The following is a 21923-nucleotide window of genomic DNA, read 5'->3' as shown; positions in this document are numbered from 1 at the left end:
GGAGGTATTACCACGTGGTAACGCTCTCTAATAGTACAATGGTCGCTGGCGCTGGTCGCGATCAAGAATCATCCGGTTTTGCTTGGTGGGCAGGTAATGCCCGTTTAATCAACCTTTCTGGTAAGCTTTTGGGCGCTCACGTCGCTCACGCTGGCTTGATTGTCTTCTGGGCTGGTGCGATGACTTTGTTTGAAGTCGCTCACTTTATCCCAGAAAAGCCTATGTACGAACAAGGCTTAATTTTGATTCCTCACCTGGCTACCCTCGGTTGGGGTGTAGGTCCTGGTGGCGAAGTAATCGATACATTCCCTTATTTTGTCGTTGGCGTATTGCACTTGATTTCTTCCGCCGTTCTCGGTTTGGGAGGTATTTATCACGCGGTACGCGGTCCGGAAGTATTAGAAGAATATTCTTCTTTCTTCGGTTACGACTGGAAAGATAAAGACAAAATGACCAGTATTATCGGTTTCCACTTGATTATTTTGGGAATCGGTGCATTGCTACTGGTGTTTAAAGCCACTTTCTTTGGCGGCGTATACGACACTTGGGCACCAGGTGGCGGTGATGTGCGGATTATTAGCAATCCAACGTTGAATCCGGCGGTAATCTTTGGTTACTTGCTGAAGTCTCCTTTTGGTGGCGATGGCTCGATTGTCAGCGTTAACAATATGGAAGATATTATTGGCGGTCACATCTGGATTGGTCTGTTGTGCATCGCTGGCGGTATTTTCCATATTCTTACCAAGCCTTTTGGTTGGGCGCGTCGCGCTTTCATCTGGTCTGGTGAAGCTTATCTTTCTTATAGCTTGGGCGCTCTGTCCTTAATGGGCTTCATTGCTTCTTTCTATGTTTGGTTCAATAACACCGCTTATCCGAGTGAGTTTTATGGTCCGACTAATGCAGAAGCTTCTCAAGCTCAATCTTTTGTCTTCTTAGCACGAGACCAAGCTTTGGGTGCGAATATTGCTTCTACCCAAGGTCCCACTGGTTTAGGTAAGTATCTGATGCGCTCTCCCACTGGTGAAATTATCTTCGGTGGTGAAACTATGCGTTTCTGGGACTTCCGCGGTCCTTGGCTAGAACCTTTACGCGGTCCAAATGGTTTGGATATTGACAAGCTAAGAAATGATATTCAACCTTGGCAATTGCGCCGTGCGGCTGAGTACATGACTCATGCTCCTAACGGTTCGCTCAATTCTGTGGGTGGTATTATTACTGAGCCTAATTCGTTTAACTACGTTAATCCTCGTGCTTGGTTAGCTACTTCTCACTTTGTTTTGGCGTTCTTCTTCTTGGTCGGTCACTTCTGGCACGCAGGTCGCGCTCGTGCTGCGGCTGCTGGTTTTGAACGAGGTATCGATCGCACTAATGAGCCTGTTCTCTCTATGCCTAACCTTGACTAGGTTTTTGTTTGGATAGAATAGCAGTTTTAATCAAAAAGCTCCTGTCTGAGACGGGAGCTTTTTGGTGAGAATAAGCCCATTTTTTCTAAGCTGTTTTGTAAGCGTTCGGCTTCGGGTGGGTTTTGAGATGAAAATAGGGCGATCGCCTTTTCAAATGCTTTTAAACTGGCTGCTACTTGACCGATTTTTAGCAGGGCAACTCCTAAGTTTTGGTATGCTTGGGCGTAGTTGGGTTCGAGTTGGATCGCTTTTTGGTAACAGGCGATCGCTTCATCCATCTGTCCTCTGGTTTTTAGGGTTATGCCGAGGTTATAGTAACCTAGTGCAAAGTTGGGGTCGATTTTTAAGGCTGTCTGGTAAGCTTTTTTTGCCATTTCTAATTGTCCGGCGGTTTTTAGCAAACTACCGAGGTTGTTGTAGGCTCCGAGTTTTAATTGAGGTAAGATTGGTTGTGCGATCGCGTTTTGATAGTGCAATGCGGCTTGGTTAAAGTCTTGTTGTTCGATCCAAGCGTTCCCCAGGTGATAATGTAGTTCGTAAGTCACGGCTGGTTCGATTTCTGGGGATTTTAAACCTCGTTGCAGTAATTCAATTCCTGATGCTAATCGATTTATTTGCAGATACAAGGCTCCTAATTTATTACAAATATAAGCATCGTCGGGATTATTTGCTAAGTAGCCTTCCATGATTTTTTGAGCGCGATTGTACTTATCTTGTGACGCGATCGCTGTTTGTTGATAACCATAGTGCAAAATTGCTACTTCTGGTAAAGAAACTATTTGCCAATGATTTTCTTGTTGTAATAATTGGTTAACGCTGTCATCGATTATTGCATGATAGGGACGAGAAAATCTTACTGCTGGGTGACGACGAAATAAGCGAGAAATTAGAGAATAAGGAGATTGCCTTGCTCCTATTTCTTGTCGCAGTAAATTAATAACTAAATAATCTGGATTCTTGATTGCTTGTTTGATTTGAGGAATGATTTTCGGTTCGAGGACTTCATCTGCATCTAATACTAATACCCATTCTGTTTCCACGTAGTTCAGGGCTTCGTTGCGAGCCACAGCAAAATCGTTGCACCATTGAAAATGAGACAATTTTGCGCCGAAACTTTTCGCTACTTCCACTGTGCGATCGCTCGAACCTGTATCTAAAATTACGATTTCGTCTATCAGTTCTTTAACACTAAGTAGGCATTTAGGCAAGTTTTTTTCTTCATTCTTAACAATCGCACATAAACTTAGTTTCATCGGAAAAATTTATTGACTAGAAAGTTAATTTTAACTTGCTAAATTACCTTGCTAACCTTTAATTATATCAGATATCTTCAATTTCCAACAGAAAAATCGCCTTTGATTCCAATCCAGTAAGAAATCTTTATTTTTCTCCTGAAATTATTTATTCTTCCGCAGTATTAACAACAGTTGGTAAATCTGAACTAGCCGCCGGGATTATTCTTCGATTTAATTTAAATCTGGATTATTAATTACCTGTATATTTTGCTACTTGAAAATTAAAGTTTTTGAAATTTAAAGCCTTTAAACAATTCAAGTTAACTTTATTTAAACCTTTACTTTAATTTAACTTACCCATTTTTTTTTAGGAAAAATCAAAAAATAGGCACAAAAGCAACAATCTCTCTATCTAAAGAAGTGCCGCTTGCAGCCAAATGAGCTAGTTTCTCTATCTTTTGGTTATTTCGTTTGATAGAGGTAGCTAGAGAAAGAAAATTGATAAGTTTAAAGTAACAAAAACACAAGTAGATAAAACAAAAAAAGGAGAAAAATTTATGATTGGCGACATTATTGCTTGGGCTATTTTAGGTTTGATTGCAGGTGCGATCGCAAAAGCTATTTACCCCGGACACCAAGGCGGCGGTATCCTCGCTACAATTGGATTAGGTATCCTCGGTGCTTTCGTCGGTGGATTTCTGGGTCAACTAATCTTCGGGGTAGGGACAGCAGGTGCGTTATCCATAGGAGGAATAATTACAGCGATTATTGGTGCGATTGTAGTAATTTTCATCTGGGGTTTAGTAACCAAGAACGCTTAAGAATAATTTAAATTAAATCAACCCAGAAAGGCAAATTTTTCTTGCAATTACGAGCAAGTCAAATTAATCCTTAAGGATGAAAATACGCTGTAAATGCAATTAAAACCAGTATAACTAACCCGGTTTTACACAAAACCGGGTTTTGCTTATTTAATTACCAGCTAAACTTTCATTTAAGAAATTAGCAATTCTTGCAGCCGCACCCGGTTGTCCCATACGCTGTTGTCCATTTTCCGCAATTAATTGAATTCGATCGGGGTCGCTTAAAATTGCTTTAATTGTATTAGCAACCCGTTCGGGATTTTTAACTAAGGTTAGGGAAGGACCGAGTAAACGAGTTTGCGCTTCTGCAAAAGCGTAAGTATACTGAGGACCCTTACCAGGAATAGCGATCGCGGGTTTACCCAAACCGATAAACTGTTCTGTAGCAGTACCAGCCATCGCGATCGCCACATCCGCAGCCAGCAAACACTCATGATAAGCATTCTGAGTTAACAGTAAAGTAGCATTTTTTTGGCTAAACCCCAACGCTTCCGAGTCAGAAATCGGCGTTTCCAGTAAACTAAGAGGCTTAGATATCCACCCCGAAGCGAGTAAAATTTGTTGCAATTGGGTTAAATCCAGAGAAGGTGCGATCGCCGCCAAAAATACTGGCGATCGTTCGCGAAAAGTCACCATAACCCCGGAAATCGCTTGTAAAATCAACTCCCAATTTTGATAAGCTTCGCGATCGCGCGATCCAGGGAGAAGGAGAACTTTTAGCGATCGCCCTAATTCTCTTTCTTCCGAATTGCTATTATAAAAAATTGGCGCAGAATTTGCTGGGAAAATTCCATCCATCATGGGATTACCCAAATCAAACGCTTTAATCTTGCATTTTTGCAACATTTGTGCAGTCAAAGAATCTCTAGGAAACACACCCTGACAGCGTTTTCCCTTCATCAACCAGCGTTCCCAAGGATAATAAACCGACCCCGAAAAGCGTTCCCATTTAGACGTTTTCGGATACCATCCAGCCTCATCACGTAAATAGTATTCCGATTTCGCCGTACCCACAAAAGCATAATCAGCACCGCTCATCCAAGCCAACAATAAAGGTACAATATCCCCAACCGCCAAAATTTTGCCACCGCTTTTACTCCACTTCCGCACCACCTTATATTGCGCCAAAAGTAACTTTAACAAACCACCCTTTACATCGCGCAATAACTGACGACCATCCATATAAACAAAACCGCCAGAAGGCATTTTCTGGACTTTACCAATAATTGGAATAGCTAATTTCGTATAAGCATAACCTTCACCAACTAAAGGTAACGCCGCTAATTCTATAGCTGGATTTTGTTGTTGCAATTGCTCTAAAATTCTTACGGCAATTACATCTTCTCCGTGACCATTACTTAAACACAATAGTTTCATAGTTGTTGATTAGGGATTAGGGAATTAGGGTTTTCAGTTATCAGTTATCGGCGAACAGTCAATGGTAAATATTAAAGAAGGTGGAATTAGAATAACTAGGTATTCGAGGGTAAACTGGTAACTGCTCATTGGTCAGGTGTGCGCTTTTCATGGGATTGAGGATAAGGAAAATAAAAAACAAGAGGGATAAACTAACTGTTAACTGATAAACGCTAACTGGTTACTGGTTACTGATAACTGCTAACTGTTCACTGATAAAGGGAACTCCGACAATACAGCCCAAGTCGAGTAACAAAAAGCACAAACAGTTGTATCTTGAGTTGAGGTTATATGCAAGTCTATAAATTAGCTATTTTTACTTTCGCGGGATTAATAATTGGGGAATTTGCTCAACAAACATACGCGGTAGCTGAAGTTCAACCTGCAAATGTGACATCAGCTAAGGATTATATCGTGCCAGTTGAGACTTCATCACCGTCAGCAGAAGTATCCTCCTCGACAGCAAAACCAAACACGGTGGTAGATACAACCCCAGAATTTTCTCAACCCAAACCGAAACCAAGTCAAGGAATTGGTGGTGAAGCGCCAAGATCGACAATTGATGATTTAGTAGTAAGGGCGACTAATATCCGGGTGGTGGGTGGAAGTAAAGAGTTACAAGAAATTGTCCTCAAGGAAATTAGGACGCAAATTGGTGATTCCACTAGCCAAACTCAGCTAGAAAGCGATGTGACAGCGATTTTGAAGACAGGTTTATTTGCTGATGCGAGAGTAAGTAGTAATAGCAATCAAAACGGCTGGGATATTGTCTTTGAAGTAGAACCGATTGTGGTGCGATCGCTAAAATTATCTAATGCGAAGGTTCTTCCCCAAGATGTAGCGGAATCTTTCTTTCAAAGTCAACTGGGTAAAGAAGTTAGTCCGACTACCCTCGATCGAGGTGTGAAAGCTTTGACTCAATGGTACAAAGATAATGGCTATATTCTCGCCCAAGTTTCCCTCGTCCAACCTCAGCCGAATGGAATTCTTAACATCGAAGTAGCTGAAGGTGTCATAGGTGATATCCAGATTCGCTTTCTCGACAAAGAAGGAGAACCCACCGACGGGAGAACCCGCGAATCCTTTGTCAGAGAACAATTACAGATTAAACCAGGTGAAGTTTTTCGCTTAGAAACCGTCCAAGACGACCTAGGTAATTTATATCGTACTGGCTTATTCCAACAAGCAGACATCAACCTCAACGGCGACGCAAACAAAGTCGATATCACCTACAATTTAATCGAAGCAGCCGCCCGCGCCATCAATGCTGGAGGCGGTTACAATCAAACCACCGGACTTTTTGGGACACTCAACTACAACGATCGCAACTTTGGCGGAATTAATCAAAACATCTCCCTTGACTTAAAAGTAGGTACAAGAGACTTTCAATTTGAAACCAGCTACGGTAGCCCTTATCGTAGCAGTAATCCCGACAATCCAGGTTATGAAATCAGTGCCTTTCGTCGTCGTAACGCTTCCTCCACCTTCGACGATGAAGTAAACTTACCAAATGGCGATCGCGCCAGAGAAGGTAAATTTGGTGGTAGTGTCACTTTTGCACAACCAGTCGGCGAATGGGACGGATCTTTAGGACTTAACTACACTCGTACCAGCATTCGTGACAGCGAAGGAAATCTTTCCCCCGTAGACGAACAAGGAAACCGCCTCTCCTACAGCGAAAACGGTATTGACGACCTCGTAACCATTCGCGCAGGTTTATCGCAAGACGAACGAGACAACCCCATCAATCCCACCTCTGGTTCTCGCTTCCAAATTAGCAGCGAACAATCAATTCCCGTCGGTAGCGGCAGCATTTTTATGAACCGCCTCCAAGCCAGTTACAGCAATTACACCAAAGTTAATTTACTCGGTCAAGACAGCCCCGAAGTTTTAGCCTTCAACATCCAAGGTGGTACAACTATCGGCGATTTACCTCCATATCAAGCCTTCAACCTCGGCGGCTTAAACTCCGTCCGTGGTTATGGTAGCGGTGAAGTTGCTAGCGGTCGCAGTTACGTCCTCGCTTCCGCCGAATATCGCTTCCCGATTTTCGACTCCCCCGTTGGAGGCGTTGTTTTCGCCGACTTTGCAAGCGACCTCGGTTCCGGAGATACCGTACCCGGAGAACCCGGAACAGCCAGAGATAAACCAGGTAGCGGCTTTGGTTATGGGGCTGGTGTGCGAGTAAATTCACCTATTGGTATCCTTCGCGCCGATTTTGGAATTAACGACCAAGGTAGCAGCAAATTACAATTTGGTATCGGTCATCGCTTCTAATTCAGTTTGTAGTGAGGGCTTTAGCCCTCTTATTACTTTCAAGTAAGTACAAAAATGATAATCCAATCCTCTTTTTGCCAGTTTTCTTAAGCGGTTAGCACCTTGCGATAAACAATTTTGTCATCACCCGTTTCATAGAAGTCGCGAATTCGTGCTTCCTCGTTGTAACCGCACTTGCGATAGAACGCCCGCGTGCGCTCAAATTCTGGCAGCCCCGACGTTTCTACCAGCAACACGCGCCCACCTCGTGCTGTTAAAATTTGTTCAATGTAGCCTAGGAGTAGGGTACCGCGTCCTTGTCTCTGTCGGTCGGGTCGGATAGCGATCAATTGTAGATTCCACGTCTGATTAGTCATTGGTTCGATCTCGCAGTAGGCGACTCCCACTGGTTCGTCGTCGTTGTCAGTAATCCAAAAGCGAGATCCATTACTGTTATCATCGAAGTAATCAGCCAGCATTTCATCAAGTTGCTGAAGTTGGCTCATATCAAATAGTCCAGTCTTTTCAGCTAAAGTAATTAGTGCGATCGCATCATCAGGTGTACTCAGTCGAATCATCGCAAACTCCAGCGCACAAATTATTTCAAATATCACTCGACGCTGCGACCATTGTACAAACTCATCGCCTTCTCCACCCCTTGCTTCAAACTCAACTCAGTCGCATCAACCACCAAATTAAGAACTTCCGCAATTACCTTCTTTTCCCCAGGCGAAAACTTACCCAAAACATGAGCAACTGTATCCTTTTCTCCAGCAGCTTCACCAATACCAACTCGCAAACGAGGAAAATCTTGACTCCCCAAATGAGAAATAATTGATTTCATCCCATTATGTCCCCCAGCCGAACCCGAAAGCCGCAACCGTAACCGCCCCACAGGTAAAGCCAAATCGTCATAAATAACGAATACCGACTCTGGGGACAACTTATACCAATCGTATACAGCCCGCACCGACTTTCCCGAACGATTCATATAAGTAAGGGGTTTGAGCAAATAAACTTTTTCTCCGCGAAATCTAGCTTCGGCAAATAATCCTTGAAAACGCTTATTTTCGCTCCAGGAAACCTGCCACAATTTCGCCAAAGCATCAACAGCTTCAAAGCCAATATTGTGTCTGGTTTGGTCGTATTTTGGTTCCGGGTTGCCTAAGCCAACAATTAGTTTAGGAATAACTAAGTTAGGAGTTTGTATTTCTTCAGTCATCGATTAGGAAAAAAAATAATCTCATCGGTGGTTATCATACAATTAGCCGTGAGGGATTACGAGTCTCAGGATTTCCCTAGGTAAAATACTTATAGTCTTACTTACAGCAAGTATCTTAATTCCTAGCTACTGGTAATTTATTGGTAATTAAGTAATTACGTCATCCTGAGCGAAGTGAAGGATCTCGGAGATTCTACTCCTACTCGCTTCGCGAGAAGCTTCGCAACGGAGAACGCTACGCGAACGCTTCGCTCAGAATGACAAGAAGGCGCTCAGAATGACAGGAAAGCGCTCAGAATGACAAGAAGGCGCTCAGAATGACAGGAAAGCGCTCAGAATGACAAGAAGGCGCTCAGAATGACAAGAAAGCGCTCAGGATGACAAGAAAGCGCTCAGAATGACAAGCAAAAATTAGCTCAATTAACGGCTAAATAATCTTCTACCTCAGTGGCTTTTTCCATGCCGCGACGCACGCAGTCACCTAAAGATACGCCATCTAAATAATTACCAGATAAAAATAATCCGGGCAATTCTTCTAATCCCGCAAAAATTGTGGCTAATCGCTGCTGATGTCCTAAATTATACTGAGGAATTGCTCGCTTCCATAAATGCACAGCCAAGACTTTTGGTGACACTTCTGGCTTAACTAAAATCTTACTTAAATCTTTCTGGACTGCTTGCGCGATCGCCTCTTCCTCCAGTTCGCCAATTTCTAAATCGGTAGCACCACCAATGAAATTTGTCAACATTTGCCACCCTTCCGGAGTGCGCCCTGGAAAGAGCGTAGACGACCAAATTGTGCCGAGGGTACGAACACCCTGTCCTCGCGGAATCAAGTTACCAAAGCCATCTAAGGGGCGTTTGAAAGCATTTTTCGGATAGGATACCACCACACAAGCGACGGGCGGATAAGAAATTTCTCTTAAAGCCTGACTAACTTTTTCTTGAAGCGGTTGTAACAAGTTAGCGGCGACGTAAGCTGGTACAGTCAGGACAATTGAGCGAGTTTCGATTTGCTGTTGTCCTGCGGGAGTGTCAAACGTAGCGAGGTAATTTTGCTCGGGAGTACGACGTAATTCGTTTAAAGTCCAATTCAGTTTCACTGCATCCCCTAAGCGAGACGCTATAGCTTGGGGTAACATTTGCAAACCTTCGCGAAAAGAACCTAATTCGCCCGGTTTGGTTTGAGGAAGGTTAGGATCTGGTTTGGGTTTGGGTTTTCCTCGTCTAGAAAGTATCGCCCCTGCTAGTAAACCACCACCAACATCAACCAGGTTAACCATACGCGCAAAGGCAGATTGGGCGCTGAGTTGATTTACATCCCCTGCATAAACTCCCGAAACAAAGGGAGATACTAACCTGTTGGTGACTTCTGCACCTAAATGACGCTGGAAAAACTCAGCTACGGTTTCTTCCTCTGGTTTCCCGACGAGTGGAGGTACAAAACCTAATGCACCGAACAAAGCCCGCAGTTTTCCCGACGTACTCAGTAAATTGGTAGTAATCGCGGCTGGGGGACTCATCGGTACTGGAATTAGTTTACCTTGCCAGTAGACATAACGAGGTAATTTGCGATCGGCTAAAACTAAGTCATCTTTTAACCCGACATCTACTGCTAGTTTCAACAGGGCTGGGTTGGGTGCAAAACTATTCGGACCTTCTTCCCAGAGAAATTCACCTGCTTGATTGCTAGTAATATTCCCACCAACTCGCCCTTGGCTTTCGGTGACTAAAATCTGTTTTTGGTTTTGTTTTAAGTTATGAGCGAGGCTTAAACCGCTAATTCCCGCTCCGATAATTAAAGTATCTAGCACGTTGTTTCGTTAAGGTGACGATTTCCAATTTTACGATTAGCGGGTGTTGCGTTGCTAGTAGAGAGGGGAGATCCTCCCTATCTCCCCTGAAAAAGCCATCTCTACTGCTGAAAGAGGGTTTCTAGATAAATACGGGCGCAGGTTTGATAGTTTGGCGATGAGTTAGAGGGTTGATGGTTGCCGTTTTGCATTAAAAACAAAGAGAGGGCGGCTGCAAATACCCTGTCTTGATCCCAGTTAGGATGTTTGTCGAGGTAGTTTTTCAGAGATTTGTGTAAATCTTCGGGTATTTCTGCCAAGATGCTGATGTTCGCGTTCATATTTACCTCTGGTGAAGTTTTTTATAGAAGTTAGTCGTTAAGTAGATAGGTGCTGACGAAATAAGGACAATGAACCTTTTTACTGGCTTCGCTTGGGTTTGGCTTCGAGCCAGCTTTGGGGAAAATATTTATTTGCTGGTCGCACTATTTTCAACCAAGGGGGGGTGGGGTTGTCAATGCTGCGAAATGTTACAGAACTCTTTAGGAAAAATAAAGATTTACGACAGAATCGCTATTTGAGGGCATTTTTTGTTACATAACTTAATTAAAACTGCGTGCCAAAGGAGGTTTATTGAGAATCTCGCCTTTATCCCACAGTTCCTCAATGAAGTATTGATGTTACCGTATTTGCTTGTGGAAAAGCTTGGGTAAATTGTGGAAAATGTGAAAATCGTTTGTGGAAACACTGGGGAATCTATGGGGGAAAAGTGGGAGGAAAAATAAGAATTGCAAAGTTAGCTGTTTGTCTGTTGTTTGTCTGGGGTGGGATGTCATTTGTCTGAATTGACTGGCGATCGCTGTTCACTGTTCGCTGCTATAGTTGGTGTCCGAGAATTTGATAAACTTGTCGTTGCTCGAAGAGTTGCACTAAATCAAAGTTGATTTTGTTTTTGCTAGCTTCTTCGTGTAAAATTTTCAGGACGATATCGACAGCTAAAGGGCGCTTATAAGGGCGATCGGCGGCAGTGAGAGCGTCGTAAATATCAGCGATGGTGAGAATTTGCGTTTGTAAAGGAATTTCGGAAGTTGTCAAACCGAGAGGATAGCCGCTACCATCGAGTTTTTCGTGGTGTCTGTAGGCGATAATCGGGATATTTTCAAGCTGTTTTGTCCAAGGAATGCGGTTCAGAAATTCGTAGGAGTAGGTAACGTGAGCTTCGATCGCTTGACGCTCGGAGATGGTTAAATTACCAAAAGGAACTAACAGTTGTTCCATTTCTTCGGGTGTAACCAGAGGTTTAGTTTTACCATCAATGTCTTGATAGGTGTATTGCAAAAGGGCTGTTAGGGAAGCGACTACTTCTTCGCTCAAAGCGGTAATTTCTTGATTTTTTAATGGTTGTGGTTCGTTGAGTTGGATTAATAATTCCCAGAAATGATTTAATTTTTCGATCGTGGCGGCTAAGTTGGTATCTAATTGTCTTATTTGTTGGCAGTGAGGACAATTATCGCTAAGATTGTGAGGCTGGGGAAATTGATTATTCAGTAGATACTGGAATTTTTTTTCGGCACATTCTCTTTCTAAGGTACGCTGGACGAGAGCAAAGCGCTGACGAATGACTTGGAGTTGTTCTGGGTAAAGTTTTTGGCGTTTGTTGAGAATTGTTTCGGGAACGCAAACTTTGCCAAAATCGTGTAAAAGAGCAGCATAGCGAATTTCTTGAATTTGGCGATCGCTGAATTTCATCAATCCCAGACTGCCGTTGGCGATACTATTTATTTCTTGGGTTAGGGCTACAGTTAATTTAGCGACTCTTTCAGAATGTCCCGAAGTAGTAGGATCGCGGCGTTCGATAATTTCGACTGAAGCACGGACAAAACTTTCAAAGAGATTTTCAATACTATCTTGAAGTATATTTCTTTCAATGGAAATAGCGGCGAGAGAGGCTAGCGATCGCAGAATTCTTTCTTCCCATTCGGAATAAGGCTGTATTACTTCGAGAGCATTTTCGGGAGTAACGATAATGTCCGATCTCCGTTTGCGGTTAATTAGTTGAAGTACGCCAATAATTTCGCCTTCTGCATCTTGCATCGGCAAGACTAACACAGAACGAGTACGATAAGAAAAACTGCGATCGAAACTACGGTCTAATTGATAAGGTAGATTAGGTAATAAATTTTGGGCATCGGGGATGTTTAAAGTTTTTCCAGTCAGCGCCACGTATCCGGCTAAACTTTTTGGTGTCAGAGGTACAGCAAATTCCCGAAAAGAAGCATTACTGAGTGAATCGTTTTGCGATGCTTTAAACAATAATTTGGGAATAGCATCAGTTTTGTCAAGTAAATAAACGCTACCTGCATCGCTAGAGGTTATTTCTCTACTCTTAGATAAAATTAGCTGTAGAATTTCTTCTAAATCTTGGGTACTCGAAAGTGCTGTCCCAATTGCTAAGAGTTGCTCAATGAGTTCTGCTTGTTCGTCAGATGCAGAAATAAATTCCTCACCTTCAATTTCTATAATAGGAAAGTTAGATGCAGCCATAATTATTTGTTTAAGATCGCAGTCATTACTCAACAACAAGCCGATCGACACCGCTTGATACTCTATAATTAGCTTATTTTCGCACCAGAAGCTATTTTTCTGAAAGTACCATAATTTAAGAGAAGTTTCTGCTGATGCTCGGCGATCGCTGTTCGATGTTTCAGTATATTCTTTCTCAAAACCTTTTGTCTTGACTTTACTCTTCTGGAAAGTTACAGTTTCCACCTCAAGCTAGGGGATTTTGCTCGCTTTGTTAGTTTCACTCCTTTGGTTGTAAAGTTCTGAGACAGTTTCTTGACCCTGCCTCAGATATTTTGTAACTTTGAATACAGAAAATAATTTCTGTAGCGATTGTTACAGAAATTCAATCAATTTAGCGTTGAACGGCAGTTTGCAAGCGTGAAGATGCGAGGAAACTGTCTGAGAAGAATAGAGCGATCGCCAAATGAAACATCTAAAACTTGTTCGAGGAAAATCTCACGACTCATCGATGCAATCGAAGAGCGACTGGCTACCAAACCCAGAACCGCAAACAGATACCTGGGTCAAACTGCGCGAACTTCCCCATCCCTACAGTCACGACGAAGCATTAATACTTTGTCAAACTTGTGTAGATGAATGGGTAGCTTGGATACCAAATTGCGGTGAAACAACTTTACACAGAAATCAGTTTGTCTAATTTTCGTCTGCTGTTGGTTTCTTCGACTGTTCAAGAAATAATTGGATAGCTAACGCAATCAAACCAACAGCAACTAAAGCAAATACACCAGTTCCCAAAGCTGCTACACCAACAACCAAAGTACGAACCGCCACCGAGATACTAATTGCAGTAGGATTGGTAGAAGCGATCGGTTTATCAGCAAAAGTTTGCGCGATCGCCGAGGTTAACGAATATAAAGCAAAGCCGAAACCGCCGGAAATCAAGGAACCTACCAAACAGCGTCCGGGACCGACATTGGAAGTCACGGTTTCTAAAGATTTAGTTTTTGTTTGTTCTTCAGGATTAGACATATTAGGGATTGGGGATTGGTGATTGGTGATTGGGGATTGGGGATTGGGGATTGAATAATGCTTTTGTGAGTGGTTAATCTTTTAAATAGCGATCGCCGTATTCCTCACTACCCTGCTGTTGTGAACGAACAAAACGACAATAACCGTTAAGATTTCTTTCAATTTGGGTTTTAAGCTGGCTGACCCAGTTCAATTGCTCTTTAGTGCAATATCCCAGGTTTTCTGCAATTATAAAAGCACTCATTGTTTCTGCAAAGGAACCACGAGCAGTATAAAGGAAACGTAAGCGATCGAGATAATGATACCGTCCATAACCTTCGGCAATATTCAGTAAAATACTGCAAGCCGATCGCCGTAGTTGATCGCTTAAATTGTAGCGTTCGTGATGGGGTAAATTATCGGCTAACCGATAAGCTGCCTGGAGCAATTTTAAGCTATCTTGGTAAAACTCCAAACTCTCAAAACCTTTATCTTCCATATATCCCACCTCCCCACCTCACCAATCCCTAATCCCCAATCCCCAGTCCCCAGTCCCCACCTCACCAATCCCTAATCCCCAATCCCCAGTCCCCAGTCCCCACCTCACCAATCCCCACCTCACCAATCACCAATCCCCAGTCCCCAAGTCCCCAATCCCCCTAAGTCACACTAATTCCAGCGCTAGACAACCTAGTAATCCAAAACTTTAACTCAAAGTCAGGAATTACACTTCTTACTTTTCGTTTTACCTCTTGAGCGTGAGTTTCTGACTCGCAGAGAGCAAAAACTGTCGGACCGCTACCAGACATCATTGTTCCCAAAACTCCAGCGTCAGCGAAAGCGTTTCGTAATTGTTCGACTTGAGGATAAGCTGGTAAAACAACTCTTTCCAGGTCATTGTGCAGTAATTGACCAATTTTGGCACTATGTTTATGGCTAATCGCGTTGACTAATGGACTAGAATGAATCTCAATAATTCGCGAACGAATAACGTCGGGATCGATGATGTATTCGTGACCGAATTTTTGGCGATAAGTTTGATAAGCCCAAGCTGTAGAAACGCTGATATTCCGATATTTTGCTAAAACTACGAACAGCGAAGGAGGGGAATTAATTGCATCAAGTTGTTCGCCTCTTCCTGTGGCGATCGCTGTTCCCCCAGAAATACAAAATGGTACATCCGAACCGAGTAAGGCGGCTAATTCTTGTAATTCTGGTTGAGTCAGTCCCAACTGCCACATTAAGTTTATCCCAACTAATACCGCCGCCGCATCAGTTGAACCTCCGGCTAATCCTGCGGCTACGGGAATTCTTTTGTCAATGGTAATTTCCATTCCCCCGTAGTTGGCGAAAATATCGGGAAATTGGTCTGCCATTAATTTAGCAGCTTTATAAGCAAGATTGGTTGGCTGTGAAGGTACTTCGGGATGCTGACAGTGGATGCGAATATCGTCGATCCCGTTAGCATGGAGATAAACGCGATCGCTTAATTCGATGCTTTGTAGCAGCATTACCAATTCGTGAAACCCGTCGGGACGAGAGCCGATAATTTCTAAATATAGATTAATTTTCGCAGGCGCAATTAAACAATAAGAACGCATCTTAGATTTTTAACTTATTACTCAGGTTGACCCAATCTCGGACGCTAAGGTTTTCAGCACGAACTTGGGGATTAATTTCTAATTGTTCCAGCAATTGAGACAAAATTTCGCTATCTGTTAATCCTTTTAAATTATTTCGTAACATTTTCCGTTTGTTAGCGAAGCCAACTTTGACCAATTTTTCTAGTTGTTTGGGGTTGGCTGCGGGAATGGGAAAGTTACGGGGAGATAATCTCACGACGGCTGAGTCTACTTTCGGAGGTGGATAAAAGGCTTTTGCTGGTACGTTACAGATTAATTCTGGTTCGGCTATATACTGAACTCTGACGGATAATGCACCGAATGTTTTTGAACTTGGATCGGCGCAAATTCTTTCGGCTACTTCTTGTTGAATTAATAAGACAATTAAATCGTAAGCTGGAGTTACGGGTTGAGCAATTTTTCCTAAGACTTTTTCGAGAATTGGACCTGTAATGTTGTAGGGAATATTCGCAACAACTTTGTTTGGCTTTTGGAAAGCGGGAAAATCTGTTAGTTGGGTATCTAAGTCGAGGTTAAGAATATCGCCTTGTAACAGAAGAAAATTTTCGCGAGATCCGAAAGATTTTACCAATTTCTTGCATAAATCGCGATCGAGTTCGACAGCAACTACAGCTTGGCTTTCTGCTAACAAACGACGAGTGAGAATTCCTGTTCCCGGACCTATTTCTAAAACGCGATCGCTAGGCTGTAATTTAGCAGCTTTGATAATTTCAGCTAATACTTTTTCGCTACGCAACCAATGTTGTCCAAAGCGTTTGCGAGGTCTAGGAGCCATTTATTTTTCGTTCTAATTAAACAAATTCGCTTACGATTACTGCTAGGGCAACTACGCCTAAAATCCCCATTAAACCCGCAGGCATAAATTTTTTAGTTTTCATCAATCTCATGATAAATACTACTATTAAAATTCCTGTTAATAGAGCGGCGAAAATCAACCCCCAACTGTATCCGACGAATTGAGCTACTGCACTAAAAATCAACAAAGTGCCGCTAATTGTACCAGAAATTAGTGAGGGTTTACTCTTAACTTTCACGTAGCCGAAAATACCGCCCACGAGAGCAACAATACCATAAATTAAAGCCGCGATCGCACCGAGATTCATAATTGTACCTACTTGTAATTGTGTTGCTTAAGATTTACTTCTGATAATCTCGATCGTAATTCTACCGCCAAAGTCGGGAATTGGTGCTGCGGGTTTAGATAACTCAACTTTTACTTGTTCTACTGGTTCTAATTCTAAGATAGCTTCGGCGATCGCGCTAGCTAGTTTCTCGACTAAAGCAAACTTTGCGGTTTTGATGATGTGTTTCACCGTAGCGATCGCTGCTCGGTAATCTAAAGTATCTTCAATCGCATCAGATTTACCTGCTTTTGCTAAATCTAACCATAAGGTTAAATCTACCTCAAACCACTGTCCTAGTATCCGTTCTTCTTCTAGATACCCCGTGTAACCATAACTCCGAATTGTCGTTAATCTAATTACATCCATTTGGTCTTTTGTCAAGGCTTACTTCAATTTTTTAATAATTTTTAATTAATTTTCGGACAGTTAAATAAACGGTTGAAACTTTCCGCAAAAAAGCTTTCAACCGTTTATCTTCATTTTAACACTTGGTTAGCAAATAGTTAAGTTTGAGAAACTAACAAGCCTTTAGTCAGCAACCTTATTTAAAGCTTTACCCAAATCTTTTTCAACTGTTTCCTTATCGCCAGAGTTGGCAGGGTTGTACATTTTTTCTGCATTAGCTGCCCCTTGAACTTCATTCAAACCTTTCTCAGATCTGATATTAGCTTCTAAACCAGCAGGTGCGGGTCGTTCTTGTTTCAGAATCTTTTCTGATTCTTTCTGAACTGCATTTAGTGTTTCTTCTCCTTTAGCCGGATTACTACCTGCATAAGCAGGAATTGCTTGGGAGAAGAAAAGAAATGCACAAGCACAGACAACTAGTAAAATACGCAAGGGTCGTAGAAGAGATTTCATTTGAAATTGCTCCTTTTTGTTAATTTTGTAATCTACTACTGATTCGTGAGAAACCAGCTAAATTTTCTACTACATCTATTTATTTGCTCAAATATTGGCGTTTATCAAATCTACACAGAGATAGATTTGTCATTGACTTAACAAAAAATAATAAAATTAGCCGTATTTGAGGAACTCAATTTGCGGTACGAGGGGGTCTTCAACTAGCCCAATACCGCTAAAACCCCAACGTTGGAGCAAATTTTTCAACTGAGTACCTGAAATCGACTCAACCGCAAAGCGATCGGCAATATCACCTGCGTGGGTATTAAGATAGCTAAGAGCATCAAAATGTTCTTTAAACATGAGCAGATAGCCTGCTGAGGGAGAATTTTCATCGTGGAGTTGAGCCGCGAGATACTTACCGTCAGTTTGAGAACGAATTAAATAATGAATTTGAGAAAGCATAAGAATCGCTTACTGAATATTTTCGAGATTAATTCGGGGATCGACAAATTTGAGTAACAAATCTGCGAGTAAATTACCAATAATTAACATTAATGCGCCCATCATCAAGCTTGCCATCACCAAATAAATATCTTGGGCAATAACCGCTTGCAAAATCAAACGTCCCAAACCGGGCCAATTAAAGAAATATTCGGCAATAAATGCCCCACTAAGTAAGCTAGCAAACTCAAAACCGAGCAAAGTAATCAAGGGGTTAACTGCATTGCGTAAAGCATGAACGTAGATGACGCGATTTTCTGGCAGTCCTTTCGCGCGAGCAGTTTGGATATAATCTTGGCGGAGAACATCGAGTAACTCACCTCTAGTTAAGCGTTGCAAGCCAGCAAAAGAAGTGATAGTTAAAGCAATTGTCGGTAAGATCATGTGCCAACCGACATCGAGAACTTTACCCACTGGATTAAGATCGGCATGATAAATACTTGTCATGCCGCCGACGGGAAAGAGAGGAGAAGTATTTTGTGCGACAATTAGCAGTAATAAAGCCGTGATAAAGCTAGGAAACCCTTGTCCCAAATAGCTAAGTACCCGTAAAGAGCGATCGGCAAAGCGATTTTGATTAACTGCACTAACGATCCCAAGAGGAATCGCGATCGCCCAAGTCAGAATAATTGACGCGATCGCTAAAAGCAAGGTATTAATAATTCGTTCCCTTAACAACGATGCCACTGAGCGGGAATAAACGAAACTAGTGCCAAAATCAAGCTCCGTGACTACCTGCTTCAACCAAAGTAAATATTGAACATAAGCAGGCTTATCTAAACCAAATTGCTGACTATACGCCTCAATTGTTTCTTGGGAAATACTGGGATTTTCCCTTAAAGTATCCAGATAATCTCCCGGTGCTAATTGAATAATCGCAAAACTGAGGGCAGATGCTAACAACAAAGTTAACAATCCCTGCAATAGTCGCTTGACGATGTAGAGAAATGTTTCATTCGTCAATAGTCCTTTTACCCAATTGCCGAAGTTATTTAACCTATCTCGCGTTGATGAATGTTTTACTTGTGTCATTGGCTGTTATTTGTGTATTCTCGCTCCCAATTCAGTTTGTCAACAGGAGATAAATCCTGCTGACAAGTTAGTTACCTCAGCTTAGCTGACGCTGTAGCCCAAATATCTTTCTGGCTAGGGATTTGCCTAAGTGCGATCGCCATTAATATTCTACTAAGGTAATAATTGGGACTTCAGGCAGATTTTTCCGTCCGCCCAAGTCTGTTAATTCGATAATAAAGGCGAAACCGACTAAGTTACAGCCGCAGCGTTGGACTAACTCGGCTGTAGCTTTCGCTGTTCCTCCTGTAGCGATTAAATCGTCTACAATTAATACCCGCGCACCTGGGGCTAAAGCATCCTGATGTACCTCGAGTTTATCTGTGCCATATTCTAGTTCGTATTCAATACTGTGAACTGCGGCGGGTAACTTTCCTGGTTTGCGTACCGGAATAAATCCAGCTTGAAACTTATAAGCTAGAGATGGACCGAAAAGAAAACCGCGAGACTCCATACCGATTACATAGTCGGGTAGAAGATTTGCTTGTTTACACTTTTGCTCTAAAGTGTCAAACGTATAGTGTAATCCTTCCGGATTGCTCAATAAAGTCGTAATATCCCGAAAAATGATGCCCGGTTTGGGAAAATCTGGGATGTCGCGAATCAGAGACTTGATATCCATAGAAAAACTCACGTATGTTCTGTTGTTGCCCTTCCACTCTAAAATGCGATTGTAGCTTTGGCGATTTTCTTGGCGATCGCTAAGAAAGACTTTTTCTCCCCAGTTAATTATCAAAATAATATATAATATAGGTTTGACTATTTTTAATTAAACTAACAACAAGACAGAGAAATCAACTTGGCTTGTATCATGCAGTTAGAGACGAATAAAAGGCGTTCTGACACAAATACAGACTTAAATAAGTCAGCTATTCTAAGTCGGAGTAAAACTTACTGAGTCTTTATCTATTAACCAAGTAACTTCGTGAAATCTATAAAAAATGAGCAATTCTGCCAGCGTAATGCGCGATTATACTTCTGGTGCGAAATCAAAGCCCTTAATTCTAGACAGTTTACCCGATCCAGCAATTTCAGAGCGAGGTTGTCCTTGGCGAACCCAACAAAGGATCGATTTAATTCTCTTGGCGCTAGAAGCCTTAGAATTAGGGGGTTCGGAACAGATGTTAGCAACTGCTCAAGAATTAGACCTTCAAGGAATTATCAAAAATCGAGTGGTGTTGTGGCGCTTGCGTTGTACGAATCCTTGGCGACGTTCTTATGTGCGACGACCATTAAAACTAGAAGAAGCGAAAGCTTTAGTAGCGATCGCGGTTTATCGTTCGCGAAAATTAACTTTCTTGATTCGGCAGTTACTTCTTGCCGAACAGCAAATGAAGGAAAAAGGATTACCTTTGGATCATCACTTTCGCCTTTCGGAATATCTCGACAGGTTTCGCGGCTACTTTCGCAGGCGGATGAATCCGCGACGGGCAAAAGTAGCTACTTATCTCGCTTCGCCGGATAAATTGAACGATCTAGCGTTAGAACTTTTGAGCCAATTACTATTCTGCACGGGAACCGCAGGAATGCAGAGGTTTTGGATTAGTCTTTTTGATGGAGAAGTTTCATGACAATTAGGCGACAGTATAGTCCCCCCAATTGCACCCTCATTCTCGATGGAATGAGTACCCAGACAAGTAACCCCAGTCCTAGTGACGGACGACCTTTAATGTCTATTTTGGTCAATGCTGAATGTCATTTTACTGTTGCCAAGCAGACGCTGAGTGGCGGACGGGAATTTTTTGATAGTCTGGTGCGGGTAGTTAGTGCTTATGCACAAGAATTTCTGAGTGGCGTGCGTCAGCCGCCACTGGCTGAGGAAAATACTGAGTTAGTGCAGTTAACTCATTTAGAAGATAAAAATTTGCATCGCTTAAGCTGCCAATCTCTACAAGACAACAACAGCGATGACGGATTAACTAAAACTGTGGAGATCGATTTAACTACAGTCGAATTGTTTGATTTAGTTGAAGCGATCGATCAATTTTTTGCTGATAGTCGCACTTTACCCGAACTGGGTTTGCAATTACAGCCAGTTAGCAAGCGCTATCGTCTGGCTGAAGAACCAATAATGCAACGTGCAGCCCCAGCCGCAATTGGAGCAACTAGCTTGGCTTTCGCCGCGATCGCCTTTTTCTTGGTTCCCATTCCGGAAGTCCGCGAACCGGAACCGACGACTACGGAACAAGCGGGAACCAATTCTGACACTGCTACCGATAGCAATGCCGAACCGATAACTCCTCCAACTCCGGACACCGAACCATTAACCCAAGAAGAATTAGAGGAACTTTTAGCTTCAGCCCAAGAAATTAGAGATCCCACACAATTAAGTTATCTCAATCGGAACTTGTATCAAAATCTCAATCAAGCTTGGCAAGATAGAACCTTAAGTCGTAACTTAGAATATCGAGTTTCTGTGACTAAAGACGGCGCGATCGTGGATTACGAACCTGTAGCTAATACACCTGCATCAGCCAACGAACTGACTCCTTTACCCGAATTAGCTTATAGTCAAGTCAATAGCGGAGTTGCTAATCAAGAAGCGATCGCTCCTTTTCGAGTGGTATTTACTAATCGTGGTATCCTCCAAGTTAGTCCTTGGCAAGGCTACGCAGGTGAACCTACCCTCGGTCCGGAAATTACCGCTCCAGCCCAACTGCGCCAGTTAAACGAGCAATTACGAGACAAGCTCCGAGAAAATTGGGATACTACGCCGATCTTCCCCAGAGCTTTAGATTACCGAGTTGCGGTGACAGCAGAGGGGGTTATTGCTGACTACGAATTTCAAAATACACCAGCCGCAGATTACGTTGAACAAACTCCTCTTCCTGAATTAGTTCAACCCGAAGCAGCAGGAATTGGTCCGGGTAAAGGTTTGGTACCGCAAACACCTTTGGCTCATTATCGAGTGGTATTTAGACCAAATGGTGTGATTGAAGTTAGTCCTTTCCGAGGATTTTAAAGCCGATTTCATATTAGCGAGCGAGATTTGACACTCTCGCGCTAAATCCAAGTAGAT

The 21923-nt window shown here is 42.5% G+C and carries 23 protein-coding genes; 6 read left to right on the top strand and 17 right to left on the bottom strand.

Annotation, left to right across the window (positions count from 1 at the left end):
- Nucleotides 1–14: 14 nt before the first annotated feature.
- Nucleotides 15–1403: a photosystem II reaction center protein CP43 gene (gene psbC, locus G3T18_RS20775; protein ID WP_224412506.1), complete on the top strand. Its 1389-nt coding sequence runs from the start codon at nucleotides 15–17 to the stop codon at nucleotides 1401–1403.
- 26 nt (nucleotides 1404–1429) lie between these two features.
- Here the strand turns inward: psbC and G3T18_RS20770 are convergent, their stop codons facing one another.
- Nucleotides 1430–2656 (bottom strand): tetratricopeptide repeat protein, encoded by a 1227-nt coding sequence (locus G3T18_RS20770; protein ID WP_224412503.1) that lies wholly within the window; start codon nucleotides 2654–2656, stop codon nucleotides 1430–1432.
- Between the two features lie 539 nt (nucleotides 2657–3195).
- On the opposite strand from G3T18_RS20770, the gene G3T18_RS20765 reads away from it, so the two are divergent.
- The gene (locus G3T18_RS20765; RefSeq protein WP_224412502.1) at nucleotides 3196–3459 is read left to right on the top strand and encodes a GlsB/YeaQ/YmgE family stress response membrane protein; all 264 of its coding nucleotides are present in this window, start codon (nucleotides 3196–3198) and stop codon (nucleotides 3457–3459) included.
- Between the two features lie 150 nt (nucleotides 3460–3609).
- Here the strand turns inward: G3T18_RS20765 and G3T18_RS20760 are convergent, their stop codons facing one another.
- Nucleotides 3610–4878: a lipid-A-disaccharide synthase-related protein gene (locus G3T18_RS20760; RefSeq protein WP_224412501.1), complete on the bottom strand. Its 1269-nt coding sequence runs from the start codon at nucleotides 4876–4878 to the stop codon at nucleotides 3610–3612.
- A 330-nt stretch (nucleotides 4879–5208) separates the two neighbouring features.
- Here G3T18_RS20760 and G3T18_RS20755 point away from each other — a divergent pair, with 330 nt between their 5' ends.
- Nucleotides 5209–7194, top strand: coding sequence for a BamA/TamA family outer membrane protein (locus G3T18_RS20755; protein WP_224412500.1), 1986 nt, complete (start codon nucleotides 5209–5211; stop codon nucleotides 7192–7194).
- A gap of 86 nt (nucleotides 7195–7280) precedes the next feature.
- On the opposite strand, the gene G3T18_RS20750 is transcribed toward G3T18_RS20755, so the two are convergent.
- From G3T18_RS20750 to G3T18_RS20730, 5 genes are all read right to left on the bottom strand, one after another.
- Complete coding sequence (locus tag G3T18_RS20750; RefSeq protein WP_224412499.1) at nucleotides 7281–7751, bottom strand: GNAT family N-acetyltransferase; 471 nt, start codon at nucleotides 7749–7751, stop codon at nucleotides 7281–7283.
- Between the two features lie 32 nt (nucleotides 7752–7783).
- Complete coding sequence (gene pth, locus G3T18_RS20745) at nucleotides 7784–8395, bottom strand: aminoacyl-tRNA hydrolase (RefSeq protein WP_224412498.1); 612 nt, start codon at nucleotides 8393–8395, stop codon at nucleotides 7784–7786.
- A 416-nt stretch (nucleotides 8396–8811) separates the two neighbouring features.
- Nucleotides 8812–10209, bottom strand: a complete 1398-nt coding sequence (gene hemG / locus G3T18_RS20740; RefSeq protein ID WP_224412497.1) for a protoporphyrinogen oxidase — start codon at nucleotides 10207–10209, stop codon at nucleotides 8812–8814.
- Nucleotides 10210–10310: 101 nt separating this feature from the next.
- On the bottom strand, nucleotides 10311–10529 hold the full coding sequence (locus G3T18_RS20735; protein ID WP_224412496.1) for a DUF2811 domain-containing protein: 219 nt from the start codon (nucleotides 10527–10529) through the stop codon (nucleotides 10311–10313).
- A 535-nt stretch (nucleotides 10530–11064) separates the two neighbouring features.
- The gene (locus tag G3T18_RS20730; RefSeq protein WP_224412505.1) at nucleotides 11065–12732 is read right to left on the bottom strand and encodes an HD family phosphohydrolase; all 1668 of its coding nucleotides are present in this window, start codon (nucleotides 12730–12732) and stop codon (nucleotides 11065–11067) included.
- A 445-nt stretch (nucleotides 12733–13177) separates the two neighbouring features.
- Here G3T18_RS20730 and G3T18_RS20725 point away from each other — a divergent pair, with 445 nt between their 5' ends.
- Complete coding sequence (locus tag G3T18_RS20725; RefSeq protein WP_224412495.1) at nucleotides 13178–13411, top strand: hypothetical protein; 234 nt, start codon at nucleotides 13178–13180, stop codon at nucleotides 13409–13411.
- Here the strand turns inward: G3T18_RS20725 and G3T18_RS20720 are convergent.
- The 10 genes from G3T18_RS20720 to G3T18_RS20675 form a co-directional block, all read right to left on the bottom strand.
- On the bottom strand, nucleotides 13408–13743 hold the full coding sequence (locus G3T18_RS20720; RefSeq protein ID WP_224412494.1) for a DUF3082 domain-containing protein: 336 nt from the start codon (nucleotides 13741–13743) through the stop codon (nucleotides 13408–13410). The genes G3T18_RS20725 and G3T18_RS20720 overlap by 4 nt on opposite strands.
- A 73-nt stretch (nucleotides 13744–13816) precedes the next feature.
- Nucleotides 13817–14221 carry a four helix bundle protein gene (locus G3T18_RS20715; RefSeq protein ID WP_224412493.1) on the bottom strand — a complete coding sequence of 135 codons (405 nt, stop codon included), beginning with the start codon at nucleotides 14219–14221 and terminating at the stop codon, nucleotides 13817–13819.
- A gap of 160 nt (nucleotides 14222–14381) precedes the next feature.
- The gene (gene ispE / locus G3T18_RS20710; protein WP_224412492.1) at nucleotides 14382–15323 is read right to left on the bottom strand and encodes a 4-(cytidine 5'-diphospho)-2-C-methyl-D-erythritol kinase; all 942 of its coding nucleotides are present in this window, start codon (nucleotides 15321–15323) and stop codon (nucleotides 14382–14384) included.
- Nucleotide 15324: 1 nt separating this feature from the next.
- A complete protein-coding gene (rsmA, locus tag G3T18_RS20705) occupies nucleotides 15325–16140 on the bottom strand; it encodes a 16S rRNA (adenine(1518)-N(6)/adenine(1519)-N(6))-dimethyltransferase RsmA (RefSeq protein WP_224412491.1) in 816 nt (271 codons plus the stop codon).
- A gap of 16 nt (nucleotides 16141–16156) precedes the next feature.
- Nucleotides 16157–16468: a TMEM14 family protein gene (locus G3T18_RS20700; protein WP_224412490.1), complete on the bottom strand. Its 312-nt coding sequence runs from the start codon at nucleotides 16466–16468 to the stop codon at nucleotides 16157–16159.
- A 27-nt stretch (nucleotides 16469–16495) separates the two neighbouring features.
- Entirely contained in the window at nucleotides 16496–16855 is a 360-nt protein-coding gene (gene folB / locus G3T18_RS20695) for a dihydroneopterin aldolase (protein ID WP_224412489.1), read from the bottom strand.
- A 162-nt stretch (nucleotides 16856–17017) separates the two neighbouring features.
- A complete protein-coding gene (locus G3T18_RS20690; RefSeq protein WP_224412488.1) occupies nucleotides 17018–17347 on the bottom strand; it encodes a low temperature-induced protein in 330 nt (109 codons plus the stop codon).
- 156 nt (nucleotides 17348–17503) lie between these two features.
- The gene (locus G3T18_RS20685) at nucleotides 17504–17794 is read right to left on the bottom strand and encodes a hypothetical protein (protein WP_224412487.1); all 291 of its coding nucleotides are present in this window, start codon (nucleotides 17792–17794) and stop codon (nucleotides 17504–17506) included.
- Between the two features lie 9 nt (nucleotides 17795–17803).
- Nucleotides 17804–18865, bottom strand: coding sequence for an ABC transporter permease (locus G3T18_RS20680; protein WP_224412486.1), 1062 nt, complete (start codon nucleotides 18863–18865; stop codon nucleotides 17804–17806).
- A gap of 142 nt (nucleotides 18866–19007) precedes the next feature.
- Nucleotides 19008–19526, bottom strand: coding sequence for an adenine phosphoribosyltransferase (locus tag G3T18_RS20675; protein ID WP_224412504.1), 519 nt, complete (start codon nucleotides 19524–19526; stop codon nucleotides 19008–19010).
- Between the two features lie 319 nt (nucleotides 19527–19845).
- On the opposite strand from G3T18_RS20675, the gene G3T18_RS20670 reads away from it, so the two are divergent.
- Both G3T18_RS20670 and G3T18_RS20665 read left to right on the top strand, forming a co-directional pair.
- Nucleotides 19846–20475: a DUF3038 domain-containing protein gene (locus tag G3T18_RS20670; RefSeq protein ID WP_224412485.1), complete on the top strand. Its 630-nt coding sequence runs from the start codon at nucleotides 19846–19848 to the stop codon at nucleotides 20473–20475.
- On the top strand, nucleotides 20472–21866 hold the full coding sequence (locus G3T18_RS20665) for a DUF4335 domain-containing protein (protein WP_224412484.1): 1395 nt from the start codon (nucleotides 20472–20474) through the stop codon (nucleotides 21864–21866). The genes G3T18_RS20670 and G3T18_RS20665 overlap by 4 nt, the downstream gene beginning before the upstream one ends.
- Nucleotides 21867–21923 lie beyond the last annotated feature (57 nt).

Origin of the sequence: Oscillatoria salina IIICB1, from assembly GCF_020144665.1 — a bacterium.
Taxonomy (GTDB): domain Bacteria; phylum Cyanobacteriota; class Cyanobacteriia; order Cyanobacteriales; family SIO1D9; genus IIICB1.
This window is presented reverse-complemented; position numbering and strand designations above follow the sequence as displayed.